Raw genomic sequence first — 23325 nt, forward strand, 5'->3', positions numbered from 1 at the left:
TTTGAATACGTCCGTATCTCGACACCCCTTTCCTCGGAAAGGGGTGTTTTTTGCATAGGAGGACTATTCATGACTGACAGACGCTCACATCTACTTAAAACGTTACCACCTCAACATTTCGTCGGACTCGCGAACGAGGTGGCCGAACTCGAACAAGCCGGCCGCGACATCATCCGACTCGGACAAGGGACGCCTGACCTGCCGACGCCTGAGCCGATCTGTGACGCGCTTCAGACGGCGCTCCTCGACGCCTCGACCCATCAATACGGTCCGTTCCGCGGTCAGGCCCGCCTGAAGCAAGCAGTGGCGACGTTCTATTTGAATGAGTATGGAGTCGAACTTGATCCCGAGACAGAAGTAGCGATTCTCATCGGCTCAAAATCAGGTCTCATCACGTTGCCGCAATGCGTACTCGAACCTGGCGACGGGATTTTGCTACCGAATCCCGGCTATCCTGATTACATCTCGGGGGCACGCCTCGCCGGTGCCGTCGTCCGTGACCTCGTCCTCCGGGAAGAGAACGGCTTCTTGCCGGACTATGAGACGCTCGATACGCAAGAGGCAAGACTCATGTATTTAAACTACCCGAGCAATCCGACCGGAGCCGTCGCCTCACCCGCTTTCTTTGACGATACCGTCCGTTTCGCCCGGGAGCGGGACTTGATGGTCGTCCACGATTTCGCATACGGCAGCATCGGATTCGATGGACATGTCCCGCCGAGTTTCCTGCAGGCGGAAGGGGCGAAAGAAGTGGGCATCGAGGTATATACGATGTCGAAAGCGTTCAACATGTCCGGTTGGCGCGTCGCCTTCGCCGTCGGGAACGCGGACATCATCGAGGCGATCAACACGTATCAGGACCACGTCCACGTCAGCGTGTTCTCGGCCATCCAGGCGGCGGCCGTCGCCGCACTCGAGGCGCCCCGTACTATTCGCGATGACTTGGCACGACTGTACGAGGCACGGCGTGATCGCCTGATCGACGGGTTGAACCGGGCCGGCTGGGCCGTCGAACCGCCGGAAGGCTCGTTCTTCGTCTGGGCGAAAGTGCCTGAGGGTGATGCCAAGTCGTTCTCGCGGAAACTGCTGCATGAAGCCGGTGTCGCCGTCACCCCGGGCTATTTCTTCGGCTCGGAAGGGAACGGATACGTCCGCTTCGGCCTCGTCTCACCGGAACCGAAGATTGACGAGGCCGTCGAACGAATCGAGCGGTTGTTTGCCGCCTATGAGGAGGTGCGGGCATGATTCGTCAGGCCGTCCTTGAATATGACCACGCCGATGACGCGCTCGACCGTCTCGATGACTTAGTCGACGGCCGACGTGCCCACGTCCTGCACGGTCAGAACGGATATGGCATCGTTCGGGAAATCGATCCGGGAATCGCGGACTATCCGGCAACAAGGTTCAGCGGGGAGTGCACGGACTCGGAAGTCGAACGGCTCAAACCGTTTGACGCCGACGTGTTAATCGCCATCGGCGGCGGCAAGCTCGTCGATACGGCCAAACTTGTCGCCTATCAACGGAACGTCCCGCTCATCGTCGTCCCAACGCTCGCCTCCAACTGTGCGGCGTTCACACCGCTCAGCGTCGTCTATCAGGAGGACGGGAGCTACGACCGCTACGACATGTTCCGCGTCGTCATCGAACGGGTCATCGTCGACTCACGGGTCATCTCTCGCTCACCATATGAATACTTCCGGGCAGGTGTCATCGACACGGTCGCGAAGTTTTACGAGGCCCGTTATTTGAGTGGTGACAGCTCAGCTGACGCCGGCGTCAACACCGGACTCGTCTTGGCCGAACAGTGCGGGCGTCTCGTCGAACTTGAATTGAGCGAGCACGCTTTTGAGTCGTATAGTGACGACGTCCGCTTCGCGGTCGATCACGTGCTCGCCATCGGCGGCGCCGTCGGTGGCTTTGGTGACGCCGGGACACGCGTCGCCGTAGGCCATGCGGTCCATAACTCGCTCAGCCGGTTCGAGTCGACCCACTCATTCTTGCACGGAGACAAGGTCGGCTTCGGCCTAATCGTCCAAGAGCGCTTGCGGCGCTCGGCCGATGCCCCGTATTTGGAAGCCTGGTTGAAACGGTTCGGTGCCCCGACGACGCTCGCGGCGCTCGGGGTCGGGTCGAGCGACATCCCGGTACTGGTCGACTCCGTCATGACGGAGACCGAGCTGCAACAATTGCCGGCACCGCTCGATAAAGATTTTCTGAAAATAATTTTTGAAAATTTACAATTATCTATTTACAATTAAACCAATTAAAAGTAAGATGATAACAACTAAATAGACCGATTGCTTATCAAGAGTGGTGGAGGGACTGGCCCTGTGAAACCCGGCAACCAGATCGTAATGATCATGGTGCTAATTCCAACAGACGAAATCGTCTGGGAGATGAGCGTGTCCGACTTTGACTTGTCGTGCCCGCCACTCTGAATGAGTAGCGGGCTTTCATTTTGGAGGAGGAAAACAAATGAACATCAAACAGAAAACAGTACTTGCAGGAACATCACTACTCGCCGCCATCGCGCTCTCAGCATGCGGACAATCGGACGCAAGTGAGGCGCTCAGCACGGAGTCGCTCACGATCGGCGTCACGGGCGGGCCGCACCAACAGATCGCCGAGAAAGTGAAAGAACTCGCGGCCGAAGACGGACTCGAGCTTGATATCAAGGTGTTCAACGACTACAATACGCCGAACACAGCGCTCGCCGAGGGCAGCCTCGACGTCAACAGCTATCAGACGCTCTCATTCCTCGAACTGCAAAAAGCCGATAAAGACTATAAAATCGACGACGTGTTCAAGACCGTCGCCTTCCCGATGGGTCTCTACTCAGAGAAGTTGACGGACATTAAAGATTTAAAAGAAGGCGACAAGGTCGCTGTCCCGAACGACCCGGCGAACGAGTTGCGGGCGCTACGTCTGTATGAGACAGCGGGACTCATCACGCTGAAGGAAGGCTTGACGGACAAGGCGACGAAACGCGATATTGCCGAGAACCCGCTCAACCTTGAATTCATCGAGCTCGAGGCGTCGCAGCTCCCGACCCAGCTCCCGGAAGTCGCGCTCGCGGCCATCAACACGAACTTCGCGATGGGTGCCGGCCTGTCCATCAACGAGGACGCTTTGTTCCACGAGGACACGGTCGACAACCCGTATCCGAACTACGTCGTCGTCCGCACCGACAACAAGGATGACGAAGTCGTCGCCACGCTCAAATCGTACTATCACTCGGACGAGGTCCGGACGTTCATCGAAGAGACGTTCGACGGCTCGATCGTCCCGGCGTTTTAAGGAGGGCCTATGATCGCACTTAAAGGCATCACGAAGACGTTCACGGTAAATAAAAGTGCCGTCACCGCACTCGACGACGTCTCGCTCACCATCGATAAAGGCGAAATCTTCGGTATCATCGGGCGAAGCGGGGCCGGCAAGAGCACGCTCATCCGTATGATCAACCTGCTCGAACGCCCGACGTCGGGCCAGGTCGAAATCGAAGGACAGGACATCACGAGACTCGACAAACGAGGGCTCTCGAAGCTGCGTCATCGCATCGGGATGATTTTCCAACATTACAACCTGCTGAAGACGGCGACCGTCGAAGAGAACGTCGCCATCCCGCTCCGTCTCGAGGGGCTTGATAAGCGCACGATCCGTGAGCGTGTCGACAAGTATCTCGACATCGTCGGATTGACGGACCATCGGAAACATTACCCGGAGCAATTGTCGGGCGGACAGAAGCAACGTGTCGCCATCGCCCGCGCCCTCGCGCATGAGCCGGACATCTTGCTCAGCGACGAGGCGACGAGCGCGCTCGACCCAGAGACGACCGAGTCGATCCTCGACCTGTTGCTCGACATCAACCGCGAGCTCGGGCTGACGATTTTCCTCATCACCCACGAGATGGAAGTCATCGAGCGCATCTGCGACCGGGTCGCGGTTATCGAGGCCGGCCGGATCATCGAAGAAGGGAACGTGCTCGACGTGTTCTCTGACCCGCAGCATGCGACGACGCGCAAATTCTTGAAAACGAACCTCGATGTCCCGAAAGAGGTCGTCGACGAATTGAGCACGCACGGGACGCTCGTCAACTTGTCGTTCATCGGCCATCAAAGTGAACAGGCCGTGCTCGCCCAATTGACGAAACGGTTCGGCTTACTGCCGAACATCATCGGGGGCGGCATCAAAAAGTTGAAAGGTGGTCTCGTCGGTAATCTGCTCGTCCATTTGGACGGCGATAAGGCCCAGACCGACCAAGCCGTCCGTTTCTTAGAGGCGAGCGGTGTGAAAGTGAAGGAGGTGACGAACCATGCTTCAGTTTTGGGAAAATTGGGGTGACTTGATTTGGACGGGGACGATTCAGACGCTCACGATGACCGGCATCGCGCTCGTCATCTCGACGTTGATCGGACTGCCGCTCGGGACGCTGCTCGTCTTGACGCGACCGCACGGGCGGCTCGCCAACCGTTATTTCTACGGCATCTTGTCGAGCGTCATCAACGTCGTCCGTTCAATCCCATTCATCATTCTCTTATTCTTCATCCTCCCGTTCACCCGCTTCATCATGGGAACGACGATCGGCGTCCAAGGCGTGCTGTTACCGCTAATCGTGTTCACGGCCCCGTATATCGCGCGACTCATGGAGTCGGCGCTGCTCGAGGTCGACCGCGGCGTCGTCGAGGCGTATGAGGCGATGGGCATCTCGACCCGGAAAATCATCTGGTACGTATTGATTCGGGAGGCCCGCTCCTCGATTGTGCTCGGTTTGACGATCGCGACGATCGGTTTGATCGGGGCGACCGCGATGGCCGGACTCGTCGGGGCCGGTGGACTCGGCGATATCGCCTATCAGTACGGGCATCTTCGATTCGAGCCGGAGGTCATGTACGTGACCATCTTCGTCTTGATTCTGCTCGTCCAATCGATTCAATCGTTCGGCAACCGCTTGGCGGCCCGACTCAAGAAGGCATAAGAAAAGAGCTCTGCTTCGGCAGGGCTCTTACTTGTTGTCGAGTAATCGTTTCAATTCGGCGATGCGGTCATGGCGCGGGATGAACGTCCGGATCTCTTTCTCGCTGAACCCGATTTGAATCCGGTTGTCGTCGACGACGATGGGACTTTTTAAAATCTGGGGATGCGACGCCACGAAACTGTACAGCTCACGGAGCGACATCTCGTCGAGTTGATCCGCCGCTTGTTTATACACGCTCTTTTGGACGGACAGCAGGTCGGTCGTCCCGTTCTCGGTGAGGCGGAGCATATCTTTGAACTCGGTGAATGACATCCCTTGGTCGGTCAATTTTTTCTCGATGAACGGGATGTTCTGTTCGCGTAACCAATCGATCGTCTTACGGGAAGAACTGCAGCTTGTATGTGTGAATACGGTGACCGTCACGGCAACCACTTCTCCTTTACGTAAGGTTGGACTTCTTTATTTTCTCTCATACATACGTGACGGACATCGAATATGTTTCAAATCACATATACTTTTTTCGACCAAACAGACAATTTGTCGGTCCTCACTTCGGGTACAAAACGAGAGAGACTACATCTTAGGAGAGGTTCACATGTTTGATTACACGGTCAAGACCGATCAGACGGTCGAAGCGGTCGTCGAGAAACTGAAAACGACGCTCAAAGAGGAAGAGTTCGGGGTGCTTTGGGACTTCAATTTGAGTGAGACGCTCGAAGAGAAAGGTCAAGCGATTGATGGGGACTACCGCATCCTCGAAGTGTGCAATCCAAAAGAAGCGAAAAAAGTCATCACGGCGCACCGGGAAGGCGGTTATTTCCTCCCATGCAAGCTCGCCGTCTTCACGAAAGACGGGTCGACCCATGTCGGGATGCCAAAGCCGACGAAACTGATCGAACTGATCGAGGATGAGTCGCTCCAAGCTGTAGCACGCGATGTCGAGACGAGATTGACCCGAGCCATCGATAAAACTGTGTAACGGTCATTGAACCCGTCCAGGTCGTCGGACGGGTTTTTTCGTGTTCCCTCCTAAAGTAATATAATGGTAAAATTGGTACAAATAAATGGTGAGGGGCGGATGATTTGAAAAAGTTAGTCGGTTTATTTGTACTATCCACAGGCTTATTGGTTGGTTGCGGTGTGGAAAAGCCGGACGTCGTAAACTTGTCTTACGTCGACGCGCATTGGACCGTCAGCAAGTATGCCAAGGAGGAGTTGATTTCCCTTCATTCAGCCGATGAGACGCTTGAAGCCTGTAGCGGTAAGTTGACGACCGAGCTGGAAGGCGACTTGATCGTGTTCGATACGATCGTGGCGAACCGCTATCCGATGACGGACACGGGTGAGGAGTATGCGTTCAAGGCCGTATCATATATGAAAGGGGATGAGAATTATGTGCTTTGTCGTGACATGGCCTCGAACCGCTACTCGGCGGAAGTGATCGAGTCGTTCCCTGACGATGTGGACGTATCAACAGGGACACCGATCGGTCGTTATCCAGTCGTCGGTCCGGCCGATAAGTCCGCCAAAACCGCCTTACGGGATGCCGATGAATTGAACGAGTCAGGCAACCCGATTGAACCGTTCCTCGAAACGCTCGTCGCCTTTTCCCCGGCTCTGTACGGTGAGATTGAAGTAGAAATCGGGGGAATGCCGAGTCCATATCCGTTGTTCTCGTTCGATCCGTCGATGGCCAGCATGAAAGATATCAAAGTAGCGATCGGTTACGACACGATTACTGAGAAACCGTATTTGCTGCTCATGTTTGCGGATCTTTATTTCTCGGTGACTCCACTCGAGTCGATGATTGACCAAACCGCAGAAGGGCTTACATATGAAGCGTTGAGCGTCGAGCGCATCCCCCTCGAGGCGGAGCTCGTCCCGGACCAGACTTATCCATTGTATGAGTTCACCTATACTCGTGATGGAAAAGTCGTCAATGAGACGATGACGTTCACATACCGCACTTCTGACTTATTATCGACAGCGGAACGAAAGCAGCTCGAGACGCAACCTGACGAAGACTACATGCCACTTGTGGTCGGTCCGCTCGTTTATCTTCATCAACAGCCGTTCAACCCGGAATCTCCGTTGTCATACCCGGTTCTTTTAAAAGCAGCGGGGAACGAGATGGATGACCTCGTCCAAGCGATCAATTCCGCTGAACCGACGAAGCGTCAAGGTGATGAAGGCGACTATCCGCTTTTAACAATCGTCGATGGACACAAGGGACAAGAGTTCGAGGTGACGTATAAACAGCGCTCGAAGAAGCTGGATATTTACGTGACCGACCGCTCGACCGACGAAACGTACAAACTGACGAGCGAAGGGGCCGAGACGTTCTTGTCCTACTTCCCTGACTTGAAGAAGAAATGAGTGGGTTGAATATGAAAAAACGAGCGTTGATGGCATTGTCACTGTTATGGTTGACGGCAGGCTGCTCGGAAGACGTTGACGTCGTCCGCTATGGCCATATCGAGGAGCATTGGCAGGCCGAGCGGGTTACGATGAACAGTCAGGAGCCTGTAGTGGATGCCGAAGCCATATTGAACCAATGTGAAGACGGTGAACCCCTGTCCGAACTGAATGGAGAGACGTTTTCCGTGCTTGGAATGGCGTATGCGACCCGGGCCCCGCTTATGAATGATGACTATTATGGATATAGTTTTAATGAAGTGACCTATGTCGAGGGGGATACAATCTATGCGCTCTGTAAATCAGACCGGATGGACGGGATGGAAGGGTATCGGGCCGTCGAGCTTGCAGAAAGACCTGCCTACTTGAAAGACGAGGTCGGAACTGAAATGTCTGCTCTTCCGACCGTCTATATCGCGACCGAAAATGAACGGGCTGCGTTACATAAGCCGGACGCCTTCTATGACAATGAACAAGACATCGAACCGTATCCGGTCACACTTATGAGGATTTCGCCTGGATTTAGTGGCACGGTCGAGATTGGGATTGAAGAAGGGGGGTACTTTACCCCATCTTTCCACTTTTTGCCGAACCTTAGACCGTCCGATGTGTTTATCGCATTAGGACGAGATAAGGCCACGAACATGCCTCATCTGCTCCAGTCTTATGGTGGAGACAAGGCTCGCTATTCCTCCTCCATTTTACAAGATGCCGATTTGCTCAACGGGGCTGACAGTTTAACCTTCCGTCGAATCCATAACGGTGGCACGATGGAACCGATGACAGCCTATCCGCTATATGACGTCACGATTGACGTGGACGGACAAAACGTAACAAAAACCGTGTCGATGCGCTATCGAACGAGCCCTCTCTTGACCGATTCTGCAGATCAAGACGAGATAGCGGTCGCTTACCTCCATCAGTATCCGTATCACCGGGAAGTCCCGCTCCCTTACCCTGATGCTGTGAACGTGAGCGGCAAAGCTTATGATCGGTTGGTCGAAGCCGTCGAGACCGCGCGCCCGTCGACGAAGAGTGGTGAAATGAATGACTATAAGTATTTGACGCTGTTGCGTGGGAATCTCGGTCAACAGTTCGAAGTCAGTTATCAGCAACGGTCGAAAAAAGTCGATGTCTATGTGAAGGACGTGAAGACCGGGAAAGTGTTCAAACTGTCGAGCGCCGGGGCGGTGACGTTCCAACAGCTGTTCCCGCAGGCGTTCGAATGAATGGATTGGACGTAAATCGAGGAGGGATGCCCTGTTGAAACGCATGTTGTCAGGATGTGTCATCTGTATGGGACTGCTTCTTGGCGGTTGTGCCAGTAGCGAGGAAGACTTGGATCCGTCTCGCATCGACTATCAGCCGTTAAACTCGGATGGTGCCTATGGACCGATACGCACCATTACCGACGCTGAGACGATTACTCAGCTTGATCGAACGACGGATGAGGTTGAATGGGAAGACCAACCCGTTCCAATCGAGCGGGACCCGGATGTGAGAGCGACGTTCGTCTATACGCCGGACGATGCGCCCGAGCGTTCGCTCGACTTCGGGATTTGGTACGAAGAACAGATAATCGGCGGCATCAATCCGAAGGACAGCCGGGGCGAACTCACGGCCGAACTGGTCACTCGGTTGCAAGCCATCTTCGATAAATCGAAATGATTGAGGGCTCGTGCAAAGCACGGGTCCTTTTGATTGTGGTCTCATCGAGAATGACTGGAAAACACTTCAAATTCAAGATATTGACTCGATTTCAAAAACTGATGCTATTCAGGACTTTTCGCACAAGGTACACTAGAATTCCGCTACATTACAGGAGGAAAGCACTACAGGAAATCGAGAAAAGAAGGTAGGAATAATCGGAATGCAACTGACAACAACCGCTAGCCTCTCATCCCCTGACGTGCTCCGCGCCCTCGAAGCCAACGTGGCGATGATCCGATTCGACCGTCAACGACGCGTCGTCGATGTGAACGATCTGTTCGCCAAGGCGATGAAATATAAACGTGATGAAATGATTGGGATGCACCATCACTTGTTCTGCACACCAAGTTTCGTCAGCAGCCCCGACTATCAAGCGTTTTGGAACAAGCTGTTCGACGGATTCAGTTCGGCCGACAAAATCGAACGGATTGACGCCCGAGGTGACTCGATTTGGCTCGAGGCGACGTATATGCCAATTTATGAACAAGACGAGGTCGTCGGTGTCGTAAAAATCGCCTCCGACATCACGAGTCGCCAACAAACGATTGAGGAATATGCGCGCTCGTTTCGTGACATGGCCGATAACCTTGACGACCGGGCCCGTCGTGGCATGGAGGAGAGTCAACAGCTGAAGCAGACAATCGAACGGCTCGACGCGGACTCGAATCAGAACTTGAAGATGCTTGCGAACTTGCAGGAGCAGGCAGCCGAGATCACGAAAATCGCCAGTACGATTAAAGAGATTGCCGCCCAAACGAACCTGTTGTCACTCAACGCCGCCATCGAGGCCGCGCGGGCAGGGGAGCACGGACTCGGTTTCAATGTCGTCGCGACCGAGGTCCGGAGCTTGTCACGTCTCGTCGAACGTGCCGTCATCGAAGTGCGTGCGAACACGGACGGGATGAACAAAGAACTCGTCTCGATCGTCGACGGTGTCACTCGCTCCAGTGCAGACATCCAAGAGAGTGTGCGCATCATGGAACAGACGCTCGAGCGGTTCGCACATATCGAACAGTCGGCCGAATCACTGAACGGCACGGCCGAGCGGTTCACGTCCGCCATCTAAAAAACCAATCGGACATGCCCCGTGAGAAGGGCACGTTCAATTGGTTTTTTTGATTTGCAGTGTATGGCCATACTGTTTCAACCAGGCCATCGCGCCGGTGACATCAGGATAGACTGATGCGAGCGTCGACCAGAACGCTTTCGAGTGGTCGAAATGGACGAGATGGGCCCATTCGTGGGCGATGACGTAATCCATTACTTCTTTTGGAGCGAGCATGAGCCGGACGTTGATGGAAATCGTACCGGTCGAACTGCACGACCCCCAGCGCGTCTTTTGATGGCCGATGCGAATCCGGTTCGCCTTCACGCCGAGCATACGTTCATAATGGGGCGCACGCGTCGTGACATAAGTGAGAGCCCGTTCGCGGAGCCAGGCCACATACGCTTCCCGAAGCGAGGACTCGTCCCACGCGAGTGGACAATAGAATCGCTCGCCATCGAAGCGGAACGTCGTCTCGGAATCACATTTGATGAGCGGGAACGTCTCCCCATGAAGAAGCAGTCTGTCATCGGGCAAGACGTCACGCTTAGGTAGTGCCGCGAGGCGTTCCGCGATCCAGCCGGCATGATTCGATAAAATCGTCTCGACGACCCGGTTCGGGAGTCGCGCCGGAATCCGCAGCTCGATGCCGTCCGGTGTCACGAAAAAAGCTGCTCGTTTCCGGCGTTTATGGCGGATGACGGTCACGGTCATCGGGTTCACCTCCTTGAAGTATCTTGGTCGATTATAGCCGACACGCCCCGAATCTGCCATCGTTTTGCGGACTCATGCGCTCGTTTTTTGTTACAGTAGGAGTAGGAGGGATGAACATGAAATCAATCTTACATCAATCGCTTGACCGGACGGGAACAGATTCGGTGAAATGGGACGGGCTCGACCGGTGGTTCCACGTCAAGGACGACGTCCTGCCGCTCTGGGTCGCAGACATCGATATCCGCACAGCGCCGTCCATCTCAGAGGCGCTCACGGCACGGGCAGCGACAGGGGAGTTCGGGTATACGCTGTTCTCGAGAGACGCGCAAGCCGCCGTGAGTTCATGGTACGACCGCCGTCACAAGCTCAAGGTCGATGCCGATCACGTACTGTTCTCGAACGGCGTTGTGCCTGGATTGACACACATCGTCGAGGCGTTGACCGAGGAAGGAGACGGAATCGTCATCCAATCGCCCGTCTACCCACCGTTTCATGAACTGGTGACCGGGTTGAAACGGGAGTTGCTCGATGCCCCGCTCCGTCAAACTGATGGCCGCTACGAGATGGACTTTGATGCGCTTGAGACGCAGATGCGCAAGGCGAAACTGTTCTTGCTCTGCTCGCCGCATAACCCGGTCGGACGGGTATGGACCGAGGCCGAGCTGAAGCAAGTTGTCGAACTGGCGCGTCGCCATGACGTCATCCTCGTCGCGGATGAGATTCATGCCGACTTGACTTATCCGTCACAACGACACACCGCTCTCAACCGCCTCGATGACGATGTCATCACGGTGAGTGCCCCATCGAAGGCGTTCAATATCGCCGGGTTGTTCGCATCGTATATCATCTGTCCGGACGATGCGATGCGCAAGCGGATCATCCAAGTACAGAACAAACACCATGTGCTGCCTACACCGTTCGCGAACACGGCCATCACCGCCGCCTATGCGGACCCGCGGGCCGAACGTTGGCTCGACCAGTTGACGGCCGAACTCGAGGAGCAGGCGAGTTACCTCGTCGAGCGGTTCCAGGAAGAATTGCCCCAATTGAAGACGTTCCTGCCTGAGGCGAGTTATCTCCTTTGGATCGACTTCGCGGCGCTCAACTTAGAACCGGAAGCGCGAAAGAAGTGGCTGCATGAGGACGTCCGCCTGTTCTTGTCGCCAGGTCGCCCGTTCGGCGAGTCGGGCCAGACGTTCGAACGCCTCAATTTCGGGACGTCCCGCGCCATTCTCGACGAGGCGTTCAAACGTCTCCGTGAACATGCTGACGGAAAGGCGTTTGTATGAATCAAGAAACGGGAAAAATTTCACAATGAGCCACACGAGAACGATGGCCACGGAAAGCGAGTGAATGTGAATGGAGACGATCAATTGGAAAAAGAAGATGGAGGAACAACTGAGGCGTAGCGGATTCACGTTACAAGTCGAGAACATGGCCAACCTCGGTCTGACGGAGATTCATGCGTCATCATCCCCATTGATCTCGTATCCGCTCCGGATTCGCCTGTACGTCCGCATGGGGTGGCTCATGTGCACGGTCGATGCGACATCGGTCGACCGGAACGAGGACCATCCGCTGTTCGAACGGATGATTGCCGCCGTGTTCGAGCGCATCGTCCGACACTTGTATCACGCCTATGACTTCCATGTCTTGACGTATATCGGCAATACCGGCAACTATATCGCACCGAAAGAATCAGAGACGGGAGAAATCGTGCGCTTGCTCGCGCAACTGTGGACCGACCGCTCCTATCTGCACCTCGAGACGTATGAAGAGTATCCGGCCCTATATGTGACACCACCTTGGGCGCACCAAGCCTACGCGTTCGAAAGCACCGAGGACGAATGGATTATCTATGCGGGCCGGAGCGGTCGTCCGGCGACGGACTATCGCGCCGACGGGACCGAGCTCAAACCGCATCGACTGGCCGAAGGGGACCTATTCTTCCCGGTGCATCGCATCAAAAAGGACCGCGGCACGCTCGCGCTCGCCGAATGGTTACGGCTTGAGCGTCGCGAGGTCGAGGATTTCATGCTCGCCTTCATGAAGACGATTCAGAAATTCGACCCTGCCTTCGGCTATTCCTGGGGTGGGACAGATACGTTTTTCCACGGGGTTCCGGTTGAGCCGTATGCACAAGTGCTCCGGCTCGAGAGCGGGAAACGACGTTACCGAGTCATGAACAACTCGGCTAAGCGGTTGTTCGCCGTCGCGGACGACCCGCTCGAATGTTTGAAGGAAGTGGAGCAGACGCTCCGGACGGTCCGTTTGCCTGAGCGACGGGTCTCATCGCTCGGACAGCTCGTGATGGGCATTTGGCAACAGTTCGAGCCTGATGAATCGACCTATATCCAAGAAGTCGCCTATCGTGGCATTTCCCAGTTCCAAATTGAAGAAAAGATTGGCCACGCGTTGGCGAACCGCCAACGCGTCCGTTGGGTCGAGAAGACCGATCCTCACCAATCCATCATCGAGTTCGCCCATTTGCGGATTTCATTCCCGAAACGACCACCCGGTATCGTCACCGTCGAGCCGGTTGAATCTTCCTATGAGAGAGGTGCCCTATGAGAATCGTTGACGCACGTGCCATGCCAATCAGCCATGAGGATTTGATCGCCGTCACCGAAACGTCCATCTACTATCGAGAGAAGACCGGCGAGACGAGTTTCTCGATCTATCGCTATGATGAAGCGGACGGTACCGTCACGCCGATCAGTCATCGCGCCTATGAAGACTATGGGATCTCGAAGCTTTTCGTCAGTGACGCCCGCGTCTATTTCTTGAATGAGATACCAGACCGGACGGGTGTCGTCCGCACGGAGTTGATTGCGTTCGACTATCGCTCTGGACGAGAAGATGTGCTCGCGACGTTCGAGAAACGTGGTAACAGCACGCTCTATTGGGTTCTCGCGGACCGTTACTTCCTCTTCCTGACGAGTTTCGGAGATACCGATGAGGCATGGTTGTATGATACGGAGACGTCGTTCCAAGAGCGAATCCGTGACGAGCGACTCGTCGGACATGCCGGGAATTTCCGTGAGCTCTATCTGTTCTCGACCGAGCTCGATGGCATTCCATATATCGTCTGCAACGCCCGCTTGGACGAGTTTGCCTATTACGAGGCACTCGAAGACGGTCGGGTCTCCCCGGACGATGCGATCGACCATTCGGAGGCGATTCTGATTTGTTCGCTCGACGAGGCGGTCGAGGCGATCAGGTCCCGTCAAAACGAGATTCCGTTCGAGGACTTGATTCGTCTGCACGGGGAAGGGGACACGGTCCAATACTTGGGTGAACGGGACAAGCGACTTCGGTTCTCGACTTTCGTCGACGAGGCGAACGAGGAGACGATTTATGAATTGACCGCTCCGGACGTGCTCCGCGAGGTGGCGGTGGTCGACTGGGGCGCCTACGAGCCGATTGACTTCACATATGACGATGTTAGTTCGACGATTTTCATTAAAGTGGAAGAATCAACGGACCACACCGAATTGATTGACGCGACGACCGGTGCCCGCTTCCTCGACACGGCTCCATTCGAGCGCGTGCTCGCCTCGAACTATTTCATCCATGAGTCGGCGGCAGATGAGACAGGTGGGGGTGTGACCGTGTTCAATCTCGAGACAAACGAGCGGCAAACGTTCGAAGATGCCTATTATACGGTCCTCGATGAGACGATTGTGATTCTATCGACGAAGCAATTATAACGAAAACACCTGAACCAATCGATGTGATTGATTCAGGTGTTTTATAATGGTTTACATAATAAGTTATCGTAAACCTATCACAGCTTGTTTTTTCTTCTCGTCGCCGATATGGGCATAGACTTGTGTCGTCGCCACTGATTCGTGGCCGAGCAACTGCTGAATCGTCAACACATCGATTCCGCTCATGGCGAGCCGGGAAGCGAACGTATGCCGGAGTTTATGCGGCGTGACCTGTTTATGCGTCAAAAACGGCAAATACGGTTTCAAGCGGTCGATGTGCCCCTTCAACGTATGTTGCACCGTCCGCACCGAGATGCGCTTGCCTCGCTCCGAGTGGAACAGCGGACCTGACCCGTGACGTCGATAGGCGTCGAGGAGCGGCTCGAGCGGCGAGGCGATCGGGATGACCCGTTCCTTATTGCCTTTCCCGATGACGCGAATCGTCCCGCTCTCGCGGTCGATATCGTTCCAATCGAGGCCGACGAGTTCCGAGACGCGCATCCCGGTCAACCCGAGCAATTGAATCATCAAGAAATCCCGGTCCCGGTTACGCTCGTACCAACTCGCCTCGCGGTCGGACATGCCGACGTTGCTACGGACGAGCGTCGAGAAGTCGAGCCATTCCTGCTCCGTCAAATAGACCGGGTTGCGTTTGGCGCGCTTCGGCCGCTCGACTGCCTGGAACGGGTTATGGGCCGTCACGCCCGTCTCAATCAAATGGTTGAACAGTGACTGCATCGTGGACAGTTTGCGGTTGATGACACTCGGCGCGTTGTCGAGCTCGAGAGCGAGATATGTCGCGTACGCCTCGGCCCCCGCGTGGTCGAACTCGACGAACGAGTCAATCTCGACCGACGCTGGGTCGACCTCGGATGCGCTGGCGGCCTCGACCCAACGGAAAAAGTCTAAAAAGTCATAGAGATAGCGCTGCGCGGTCTGTTCGGAGTAGTGTTTGGCAGCCAGGTGGTTCAGGAAACGTTGAATGAAGCTGGGCATGCATTCGTAGCCGCTCAAGTTAAAGCGTTTCGTCATGGTCTTGGTCGGCGCTTGTCCGAGCTTGCGAAATATACTCAAAAGATCTCTCCTTGCTTACTGATGGATTGACGTGACGATTCGGTCCTTGCCTTCCTGTTTGCCGGCCCGGAGCCTGTCGTCCGCCTCTTTGACGAGTGTGTCGACGGCCTCGAATCCGCTCCGCGTCGTGACGCCGAACGTCATCGTCACGCTGAGTCGGCGGCCGTCATAAATCGTCTCGAGTGATTTAATGCGTTGCCGCAAGCGGTCAATCGTCTCCGTGGCTTCTGTAGCTGACTTATCCGTCAAGAAGATGAGGAACTCCTCGCCGCCCCAACGGATGGCAATCCCATCGGTTCGGGCAAGCGCGGAGGCGACTTGTTTGAGGACGAGATCGCCGCAGTCATGACCGTGTTGCTCATTGAACGCCTTGAAATGGTCAATGTCCCCGAGGGCGACGGCATATGGCCGTCCATTGATGGCGGCTTCGCGAATCTCATCTTCGACCAAACGGTAACCCGTCGTCCGGTTATACAAACCGGTCAGCCCGTCCCTTGAGGCGAGCGTATGCAACCGTTCGTTCGTCCGTTCAAGCTCGGACGTCACCTCGACGACGGAACCTTCGAAGACGAAAGATAACCCAGCAATCAAAGCAATCGTCGACAAGAGGCAAAAGAGGCCAAATATTTGCTCGAACGACGACGTGAGCGGTTGCGTCCCTGTCGTCACGTTCAGGTAGAGGAAACCGTAAATCGTCATGGCGAGCATCGTCGAGGCAATCCGGATGGACCGACTGACGTTCGGCATGAAGAATACGCCATAGGCGACCATGATGATGAAATAGTGGACGTTCGCACCCCAACCGAGCACGACCGTCGAGATAATCGCGTTATAGACGACTTCGACGAACAGACCGACGAAGAACGCCCGATACAATCGTTTATGTACAAAATAAAAGGATAACGTGTAATAGAGAATGCTGAGTAGATTCGACCAGGCGAGTACCGTGACGCCGAGTTGCCAAAACGTGATCAAGAACACGACGTGGATGAGCCAAGCGAGCGCGTTCCCGTAAAAAGTGATGCGGTAATTATATAGTGTACCGCGACGTTCCTCATAGGCAGTTCCCACGCGAACACCTCCTGAATCTTAGTATACCGAACTGTCATCGATTTGCCCATGGGCGTTCGAGAATCAAGTCAATCCCAACCTCGAAAACGTCTTGAATACGTCATTATGATTGCGTGAAATATCTATTTCACGCAACGTTCGCTCACACTTCATTTTCATCCGAGACACACATCGACCTGTGATCCGGAGAAATAACGTCATATAATCCGGTTTACATAATAAGTTATGGTGAACCAATTGATTTGTTTTAAAAATTTGAAAGAGTTACAGTTGTATGATAAAAGAAAATAAAGCTTGAAACGGTGATTCAGGTAAAGGTACACTGAGAACGTAAACAAAAGGGGGATTTCAGGATGGACGATCAACGTTTGAAACAATGGCTCACCGAGGCGAAGACGATTGCTGTCGTCGGCGTGTCAGCGAACCCGAACAAGACCGCGAACCAAATCGCAGACTATTTGATCTTGCAAGGTTACACAGTCATCCCTGTCAATCCAACGCTCGAGACGTGGAACGGACGCAAAGTCTATCCGACGGTCGAGAGCATCCCGGGGCGCGTCGATATCGTCGACGTCTTCCGACGCAATGAGTATTTGGCCGGCGTGGCCGAAGATGCCGTCCGACATGGGGATGTCGGTCTCGTCTTCAACCAGCTCGGGCTCACCAGCCCGGACGCCGAGCGGATCGCTCGCGATGCCGGACTCGACTACATCGAAAATCGATGCATCTATGTCGAGCACGCCCGCCTTCTCGGTTAAGACCTACCTCCTTGGTAGGTCTCCTTTTTTTCACGAGCCCCGCTCGCGGAGGGAGGCTTGCCAGAATCTAAAAACAGCTATACAATAGGATAGAAAAACGAACGTGTGTTCGAAATTGAGGTGATGAAGATGTCAACAGACTTATTTAATTACAATGAAGACGCCATCCAGGTGCTCGAAGGACTGACTGCTGTTCGGAAACGTCCGGGGATGTATATCGGTTCGACCGACCATCGCGGCTTGCACCATCTCGTCTATGAGATCGTCGATAACGCGATCGATGAGGCGCTCGCCGGATTCGGTGGCCAAATCGACGTGACCATCCATAAAGATGACGCGATCACGGTACGCGACCACGGGCGTGGTATGCCGACCGGGATGCACGCCTCCGGCAAACCGACGCCAGAGGTCATCTTCACGGTCCTCCACGCCGGCGGTAAGTTCGGCCAAGGTGGCTACAAGACGTCAGGTGGACTCCACGGGGTCGGCGCCTCGGTCGTGAACGCACTCTCGAGCAAGGTCCTCGTCACGATTTATCGCGACGGCAAAGTGTTCGAGCAGACGTTTGCCGACGGCGGGATTCCGCAGACGACGCTCCTCGAGACCGGAAAGACGCGTCAGACGGGGACGAGCGTCTACTTCAAACCGGACGCCTCGATCTTCTCGACGACGACATATAACTACGACACGCTCGCTGAACGGCTCCGTGAATCGGCATTCCTGTTAAAAGGATTGACGATCACGTTGACGGACGAGCGTTCGGATAAAGAAGAGACGTTCCATTACGAGGAAGGGATTGCCGAGTTCGTCCAATATTTGAACGACGACAAGGCGACGCTCCATCCGATCGTCTACTTCGAAGGGACGGAGAACGATATCGAGCTAGAGCTCGCCTTCCAGTTCACGGACGCCTATTCTGAGAACGTCCTCTCGTTCGTCAACAACGTCCGGACTCGTGACGGCGGCACACACGAGGTCGGCGCCAAGACGGCGATGACCCGCATCGTGAATGAATACGCCCGTAAGAACGGATTGTTGAAAGAAAAAGACAAGAACCTCGACGGCGGTGACGTCCGCGAAGGCTTGACGCTCATCGTCTCGGTACGGATCCCGGAAGAATTCCTCCAGTTCGAGGGGCAGACGAAATCGAAACTCGGTTCGCCCGAGGCACGTACGAGCGCTGATGGTGTCATGGCCAAACAACTGACGATTTTCCTCGAGGAGAACCCGCAGATGGCGACGATGCTCATCAAGAAGGCGATCCGCGCCGCCCAGGCCCGTGAAGCCGCCCGGAAAGCCCGGGAAGAGGCGCGCAACGGCAAGAAGAAGAAACGTTCGAGCATCTTGAACGGAAAACTGACGCCGGCGACGTCGAAGAACGCCGCCAAGAACGAACTGTTCCTCGTCGAGGGTGACTCGGCCGGCGGTTCGGCTAAACAGGGTCGTGACCGGACATTCCAGGCCATCCTGCCGCTGCGCGGGAAGGTCATCAACTCGGAGAAGTCGAAACTCCAGGACATCATGAAGAATGAGGAAATCAATACGATCATCCACGCGATCGGTGCCGGGGTCGGCCATGACTTCGACCTTGAGGACTGCAATTTCGACAAAATCATCATCATGACTGATGCCGATACGGACGGGGCCCACATCCAAGTGCTCCTGTTGACGTTCTTCTTCCGTTATATGCGCCCGCTCGTCGAGGCCGGCAAAGTGTTCGTCGCCTTGCCGCCGCTCTATCGCATCTCGAAAGGGAAAGGCAAGTCGGAACAGTTCGAGTACGCCTGGGACGAAGAGGCGCTCGAGAAGCTCGTCAAAGTGTATAAGAAGGGCTATATCCTCCAGCGCTACAAAGGTCTCGGTGAGATGAACGCCGACCAGCTGTGGGAGACGACGATGAACCCGGACACACGGACGCTCATCCGTGTCACGGTCGACGACGCTGCCGTCGCCGACAAGCGTGTCTCGGTGCTCATGGGAGACAATGTCGCCCATCGCCGTGAATGGATCGAGGAGAACGTCGCCTTCGGCCTCCAGGAAGATGATTCAATCATCGCCAATGAACACGTGACTAAAGCGATTGAGGAAGTGATGTAACGATGTCGACGATTCAACATATTTTAAACTTGTCGCTCGAACAGGTCGTCGGTGACCGCTTCGGGCGTTACTCGAAATATATCATCCAGGACCGGGCCCTCCCGGACGCGCGCGACGGGCTCAAACCCGTTCAACGCCGCATCCTGTATGCGATGCACCATGAAGGCAACACGAACGAGAAACCGTACCGCAAATCGGCCAAGACGGTCGGGAACGTCATCGGTAACTATCACCCGCACGGTGATAGTTCCGTCTATGAGGCGATGGTACGCCTATCGCAGGACTGGAAGTTGCGTTACCCGCTCATCGACATGCACGGGAACAACGGCTCGATGGACGGCGACTCGGCCGCCGCGATGCGGTATACCGAGGCCCGTCTGTCGAAGATTGCCGGCGTCATGCTGACGTCGATCTCTAAGAACACGGTCGACTATACGCCGAACTTTGACGATTCGACCGAAGAGCCGCTCGTTTTGCCGTCACTCCTCCCGAACCTGCTCATGAACGGGACGACGGGGATCTCTGCCGGTTATGCGACCGAGATTCCGCCGCATAACTTGACCGAGGTGCTCAACCTCGCCATCGCCCGCTTGAAAGGTGAGGTCGAGACGACGAATGACGCATTCCGTTATATGCAAGGACCTGACTTCCCGTCTGGCGGGATCGTCATGGGCAAAGACGGCATCTTGAAGGCGTTCGAGACCGGCAAAGGCAAGGTCATCATCCGTGCCAAATCGGTCATCGAGCCACTTAAGGGCGGCCGTGAACAGATCACCATCACCGAACTCCCGTATGAGGTGAACAAGGCGAACCTCGTCAAGAAGATGGAAGAGCTCCGTCTCGACCGCAAAGTTGAAGGTGTCGCCGAAGTCCGTGACGAGACCGACCGGACCGGCGTCCGCGTCGTCATCGAGTTGAAGAAGGAAGCCGATGCGGAAGGTGTGCTCCATTTCTTCTTGAAGCATACCGATCTGCAGCTCGCCTACAACTACAACATGGTCGCCATCGTCAACCGGACACCGAAACAGATGGGACTCTTGTCGATCATCGACGCGTACTTGAAGCACGTCGAAGAGGTCGTCACCCGTCGCACGACGTTCGAGCTCGACCAGGCGAAGAAACGCGCCGAAATCGTCGACGCGCTCGAACAGGCCATCTCGGTCCTAGACGAGACGCTCGAACTCATCCGTTCGGCCAAAGACAAGTCCGAGGCGAAACAGAAGCTCATGGAGCGGTTCTCGTTCACGGACCGTCAAGCCGAAGCGGTCGTCATGCTCCAACTGTATCGGTTGACGAACACGGATATCGTCGAGCTCCAAAAAGAGGCGAAGGCGCTCCAAAAAGAGATTGCTCGCCTCGCCAACATCTTGAACGTCGACGCGACGAAACGGAAGCTCATCTCGAAAGAGTTGACCGCACTCCGTGACGAGTTCGGCGACGCACGGCGCTCGGTCATCGAGTCCGAGGTCGAAGAGTTGAAACTGAAGACAGAGGTCATGATCGCCGTCGAAGAGACGATGGTGTTCGTCAGCCGCGACGGTTACGTCAAACGTTCATCGATGCGCTCATATGGCGCCTCGAGCGACGAGATGCCGGAGATGAAGCAGAAAGACCGTCCCGTCCTCGTCACCCAGGCGATGACGACGGACCACTTGCTCGTCTGGACGAACAAAGGCAGTTACTTGCTCATCCCGGTCCATCAGATTCCAGAGTCGAAATGGAAAGACGCCGGTCAGCATGTCGCCAACCTTGTGCCGATCGAAGGCGAACAAGTCGTCTCGGCCGATGTCGTCTCGACGTTCGAGACCGACGCGCATTGCCTGTTCGTCACGCGTGAAGGCATGGTCAAACGGACGCCGCTCCGTGACTATGACGCCCAACGCAAGTCGAAAGCGCTCATGGCGCTCAAGTTAAAAGGTGACGACGAGGTCGTCTTCGCGGGCATCAGTGACGGTCCAGGACAACTGTTCCTCGTCTCTGAGCGCGGCTATGGCCTCTGGTTCAAAGAAGACGACGTTCCGGTCGTCGGCCAACGTGCCGCCGGCGTCAAAGCGATGAACTTGAAAGATGGCGATGTGGTCGCCGATGCCTTTGCCTTCTTCACACCGCCGCTGTTCGTCCTCGTGACGCAACGTGGAGCGGTCAAGAAGATGAAGCTCGAGGATCAGTTCGACTGCACGAACCGCAACTTGCGCGGGACGATGCTCATCCGCGAAGTCAAATCGAAACCGCACCAGATTCGTCGTGTGCTCCCGGTGCATGACGATGAAACGCTCCACATCATCGGGAAAGAGAAAGCGAAGACGGTCAAGACGAAGCAATTGACGCTCTTGGACCGCTACGCCAACGGCTCATTCGTATTTGATGAAGAGACGTTCGGTGAGATTGAGGACGTGTACCTCGATTGAGATCGAACAAAACCCTGTACCAGAGACGATTGTCTTTGCTACAGGGTTTTTCTTATGGATTCAAAGCTCCGCCTTTATCAGATAGCGCTCCAAATCGGCCTGTTGGCGCAAATGATGACGGCTATGCATCTCGATGAGGTCGTACCATTCCTGGGCGTTCAGCCAACCGAAACCGCCATGTCGGGCTTTGACGTCAGGGTTTGCCGCGCGGGCGAGCGGTTCAAGGCGGTTCAAGCGTGCAGATAACTCGTCGATTCGTCCTTCGAGCGTCTCGCGCTTGTCCGTGTTGTTCGGGGGTTGGTTCATCTCATCAGGTAAGCGGATTTTGACCGGTGGGAAACCACCCATCCGGAACAATCGTTCACCGAACTCGGTCTTCCCGAGCGGTTGTTCTTCAGTGGAAGCGAGACACCGGTCAATCTCGTCCGCATATTCCTCGGCCACCACGATGATATGGTCGTACATCTGTCCGATTGACCAGACGTCTGCTGCTGCCTGATAACGGAGCTGCCGCTCGGTATAGCCGTCCAAGTCTGCTTTGAACTGGGATAACAGTGAAATCGGCATGTCCAACCTCCTTCGATTTGATTCTCTATCCAGTATAACACGGGGGCATCAGTTGATTTTTTCAACTCCATGTCACATTAGTTTCTCTTAGGAGCGGGTATTTCTAAAAGGAACAACGATCCCTTTTGGCGAATGGGACAGGAGGACAAATCATGGGGGGATACGTATGTCACAGTGGCTCGATTGGGCCAAGCGGCTACAGGCGCTGTCACAGGCTGGCTTGACGTTTACGAAAGACGAGTTCGATCGAGAACGTTACCTCGAACTCCAACGAATCGCGACCGAGATGTTCGAGCAACAATCTAATCTTGCTTTGCATGAAATCACCGAATTGACCCACGTCGATGGTTATCCGACACCGAAGCTCGACGTCCGAGGCGTCGTCTTCAAGGATGACGCAGTGTTACTCGTCAAGGAAAGGTCAGACGGACTTTGGACGCTTCCGGGTGGCTTTTGTGAGATCGGACTGTCCCCGGCAGAGAACATCATCAAAGAGATCGAGGAAGAGGCCGGTTTCGACGTCGCACCGATTCGGCTGCTTGCCTTGTTCGATATGCATCATCACGACCATCCGCCGTTGTCGCAGCATTACTATAAACTGTTTATCGAATGCGAGTTGATTGGTGGAGAGGCGCAAATTAGTCATGAGACGAGCGAGGTTGCGTTCTTTACACGAGACGCCTTACCACCTTTGTCACTTGCGCGGAACACGCGAGAGCAGCTCTATATGTGTTTTGAGGCCCGTTGGCAAGAAGATTGGACCACGTTATTCGATTAAGGG

General features: G+C 55.1%; 22 protein-coding genes and 1 riboswitch. Of the genes, 17 read left to right on the plus strand and 5 right to left on the minus strand.

Annotated elements, in window-relative coordinates; genetic code table 11:
- Positions 1-69: 69 nt before the first annotated feature.
- The 5 genes from KNP81_RS11350 to KNP81_RS11370 all read left to right on the plus strand — a co-directional run bounded on the left by KNP81_RS11350 (position 70) and on the right by KNP81_RS11370 (position 4975).
- Positions 70-1245: an aminotransferase class I/II-fold pyridoxal phosphate-dependent enzyme gene (locus KNP81_RS11350; protein WP_214720023.1), complete on the plus strand. Its 1176-nt coding sequence runs from the start codon at positions 70-72 to the stop codon at positions 1243-1245.
- A complete protein-coding gene (locus KNP81_RS11355; RefSeq protein ID WP_214720024.1) occupies positions 1242-2258 on the plus strand; it encodes an iron-containing alcohol dehydrogenase in 1017 nt (338 codons plus the stop codon). The genes KNP81_RS11350 and KNP81_RS11355 overlap by 4 nt, the downstream gene beginning before the upstream one ends.
- Positions 2259-2298: 40 nt before the next feature.
- Positions 2299-2403: riboswitch (SAM riboswitch) on the plus strand.
- Positions 2404-2475: 72 nt separating this feature from the next.
- The gene (locus tag KNP81_RS11360) at positions 2476-3297 is read left to right on the plus strand and encodes a MetQ/NlpA family ABC transporter substrate-binding protein (protein WP_214720025.1); all 822 of its coding nucleotides are present in this window, start codon (positions 2476-2478) and stop codon (positions 3295-3297) included.
- Positions 3298-3306: 9 nt separating this feature from the next.
- Complete coding sequence (locus tag KNP81_RS11365) at positions 3307-4341, plus strand: methionine ABC transporter ATP-binding protein (RefSeq protein ID WP_214720026.1); 1035 nt, start codon at positions 3307-3309, stop codon at positions 4339-4341.
- Positions 4313-4975 carry a methionine ABC transporter permease gene (locus KNP81_RS11370; RefSeq protein ID WP_021067480.1) on the plus strand — a complete coding sequence of 221 codons (663 nt, stop codon included), beginning with the start codon at positions 4313-4315 and terminating at the stop codon, positions 4973-4975. Before KNP81_RS11365 ends, KNP81_RS11370 begins: the two co-directional genes overlap by 29 nt.
- A gap of 27 nt (positions 4976-5002) precedes the next feature.
- Here the strand turns inward: KNP81_RS11370 and KNP81_RS11375 are convergent, their stop codons facing one another.
- Complete coding sequence (locus tag KNP81_RS11375; RefSeq protein WP_021067479.1) at positions 5003-5398, minus strand: Spx/MgsR family RNA polymerase-binding regulatory protein; 396 nt, start codon at positions 5396-5398, stop codon at positions 5003-5005.
- A 172-nt stretch (positions 5399-5570) separates the two neighbouring features.
- Between KNP81_RS11375 and KNP81_RS11380 the strand changes: the two genes are divergently transcribed.
- From KNP81_RS11380 to KNP81_RS11400, 5 genes are all read left to right on the plus strand, one after another.
- Positions 5571-5954 carry a DUF302 domain-containing protein gene (locus tag KNP81_RS11380; protein WP_131472636.1) on the plus strand — a complete coding sequence of 128 codons (384 nt, stop codon included), beginning with the start codon at positions 5571-5573 and terminating at the stop codon, positions 5952-5954.
- 104 nt (positions 5955-6058) lie between these two features.
- Positions 6059-7351, plus strand: coding sequence for a hypothetical protein (locus KNP81_RS11385; protein ID WP_214720027.1), 1293 nt, complete (start codon positions 6059-6061; stop codon positions 7349-7351).
- Positions 7352-7362: 11 nt separating this feature from the next.
- Positions 7363-8619, plus strand: coding sequence for a hypothetical protein (locus KNP81_RS11390; RefSeq protein ID WP_214720028.1), 1257 nt, complete (start codon positions 7363-7365; stop codon positions 8617-8619).
- A gap of 34 nt (positions 8620-8653) precedes the next feature.
- Positions 8654-9058 carry a hypothetical protein gene (locus KNP81_RS11395; RefSeq protein ID WP_214720029.1) on the plus strand — a complete coding sequence of 135 codons (405 nt, stop codon included), beginning with the start codon at positions 8654-8656 and terminating at the stop codon, positions 9056-9058.
- Positions 9059-9260: 202 nt separating this feature from the next.
- Complete coding sequence (locus KNP81_RS11400; RefSeq protein ID WP_214720030.1) at positions 9261-10166, plus strand: methyl-accepting chemotaxis protein; 906 nt, start codon at positions 9261-9263, stop codon at positions 10164-10166.
- 36 nt (positions 10167-10202) lie between these two features.
- Here KNP81_RS11400 and KNP81_RS11405 read toward each other — a convergent pair whose 3' ends face one another.
- Complete coding sequence (locus tag KNP81_RS11405) at positions 10203-10859, minus strand: M48 family metallopeptidase (protein ID WP_214720031.1); 657 nt, start codon at positions 10857-10859, stop codon at positions 10203-10205.
- A 116-nt stretch (positions 10860-10975) separates the two neighbouring features.
- Here KNP81_RS11405 and KNP81_RS11410 point away from each other — a divergent pair, with 116 nt between their 5' ends.
- The 3 genes from KNP81_RS11410 (at position 10976) to KNP81_RS11420 (ending at position 14569) form a co-directional block, all read left to right on the plus strand.
- The gene (locus KNP81_RS11410; RefSeq protein WP_214720032.1) at positions 10976-12148 is read left to right on the plus strand and encodes a MalY/PatB family protein; all 1173 of its coding nucleotides are present in this window, start codon (positions 10976-10978) and stop codon (positions 12146-12148) included.
- Positions 12149-12218: 70 nt separating this feature from the next.
- Positions 12219-13430, plus strand: a complete 1212-nt coding sequence (locus tag KNP81_RS11415) for a hypothetical protein (protein ID WP_214720033.1) — start codon at positions 12219-12221, stop codon at positions 13428-13430.
- Positions 13427-14569: a hypothetical protein gene (locus KNP81_RS11420; protein ID WP_214720034.1), complete on the plus strand. Its 1143-nt coding sequence runs from the start codon at positions 13427-13429 to the stop codon at positions 14567-14569. The genes KNP81_RS11415 and KNP81_RS11420 overlap by 4 nt, the downstream gene beginning before the upstream one ends.
- 63 nt (positions 14570-14632) lie before the next feature.
- Here KNP81_RS11420 and KNP81_RS11425 read toward each other — a convergent pair whose 3' ends face one another.
- Both KNP81_RS11425 and KNP81_RS15470 read right to left on the minus strand, forming a co-directional pair.
- Entirely contained in the window at positions 14633-15643 is a 1011-nt protein-coding gene (locus tag KNP81_RS11425) for a tyrosine-type recombinase/integrase (RefSeq protein ID WP_214720035.1), read from the minus strand.
- Between the two features lie 15 nt (positions 15644-15658).
- Complete coding sequence (locus tag KNP81_RS15470) at positions 15659-16714, minus strand: GGDEF domain-containing protein (RefSeq protein ID WP_214720036.1); 1056 nt, start codon at positions 16712-16714, stop codon at positions 15659-15661.
- Between the two features lie 353 nt (positions 16715-17067).
- On the opposite strand from KNP81_RS15470, the gene KNP81_RS11435 reads away from it, so the two are divergent.
- The 3 genes from KNP81_RS11435 (at position 17068) to parC (ending at position 21977) form a co-directional block, all read left to right on the plus strand.
- Positions 17068-17472: a CoA-binding protein gene (locus KNP81_RS11435; RefSeq protein ID WP_021067467.1), complete on the plus strand. Its 405-nt coding sequence runs from the start codon at positions 17068-17070 to the stop codon at positions 17470-17472.
- Positions 17473-17601: 129 nt separating this feature from the next.
- Entirely contained in the window at positions 17602-19569 is a 1968-nt protein-coding gene (gene parE, locus KNP81_RS11440) for a DNA topoisomerase IV subunit B (RefSeq protein ID WP_031200243.1), read from the plus strand.
- Positions 19570-19571: 2 nt separating this feature from the next.
- A complete protein-coding gene (parC, locus tag KNP81_RS11445; protein ID WP_214711372.1) occupies positions 19572-21977 on the plus strand; it encodes a DNA topoisomerase IV subunit A in 2406 nt (801 codons plus the stop codon).
- Positions 21978-22037: 60 nt separating this feature from the next.
- On the opposite strand, the gene KNP81_RS11450 is transcribed toward parC, so the two are convergent.
- Entirely contained in the window at positions 22038-22544 is a 507-nt protein-coding gene (locus KNP81_RS11450) for a DinB family protein (RefSeq protein ID WP_214711373.1), read from the minus strand.
- 166 nt (positions 22545-22710) lie between these two features.
- Here KNP81_RS11450 and KNP81_RS11455 point away from each other — a divergent pair, with 166 nt between their 5' ends.
- Positions 22711-23322: an NUDIX hydrolase gene (locus tag KNP81_RS11455; RefSeq protein ID WP_034777626.1), complete on the plus strand. Its 612-nt coding sequence runs from the start codon at positions 22711-22713 to the stop codon at positions 23320-23322.
- The last annotated feature ends 3 nt before the right edge of the window (positions 23323-23325 follow it).

Origin of the sequence: Exiguobacterium sp. s149 (assembly GCF_018618395.1) — a bacterium.
In the GTDB taxonomy this organism is placed as follows: Bacteria; Bacillota; Bacilli; order Exiguobacteriales; family Exiguobacteriaceae; genus Exiguobacterium; species Exiguobacterium chiriqhucha.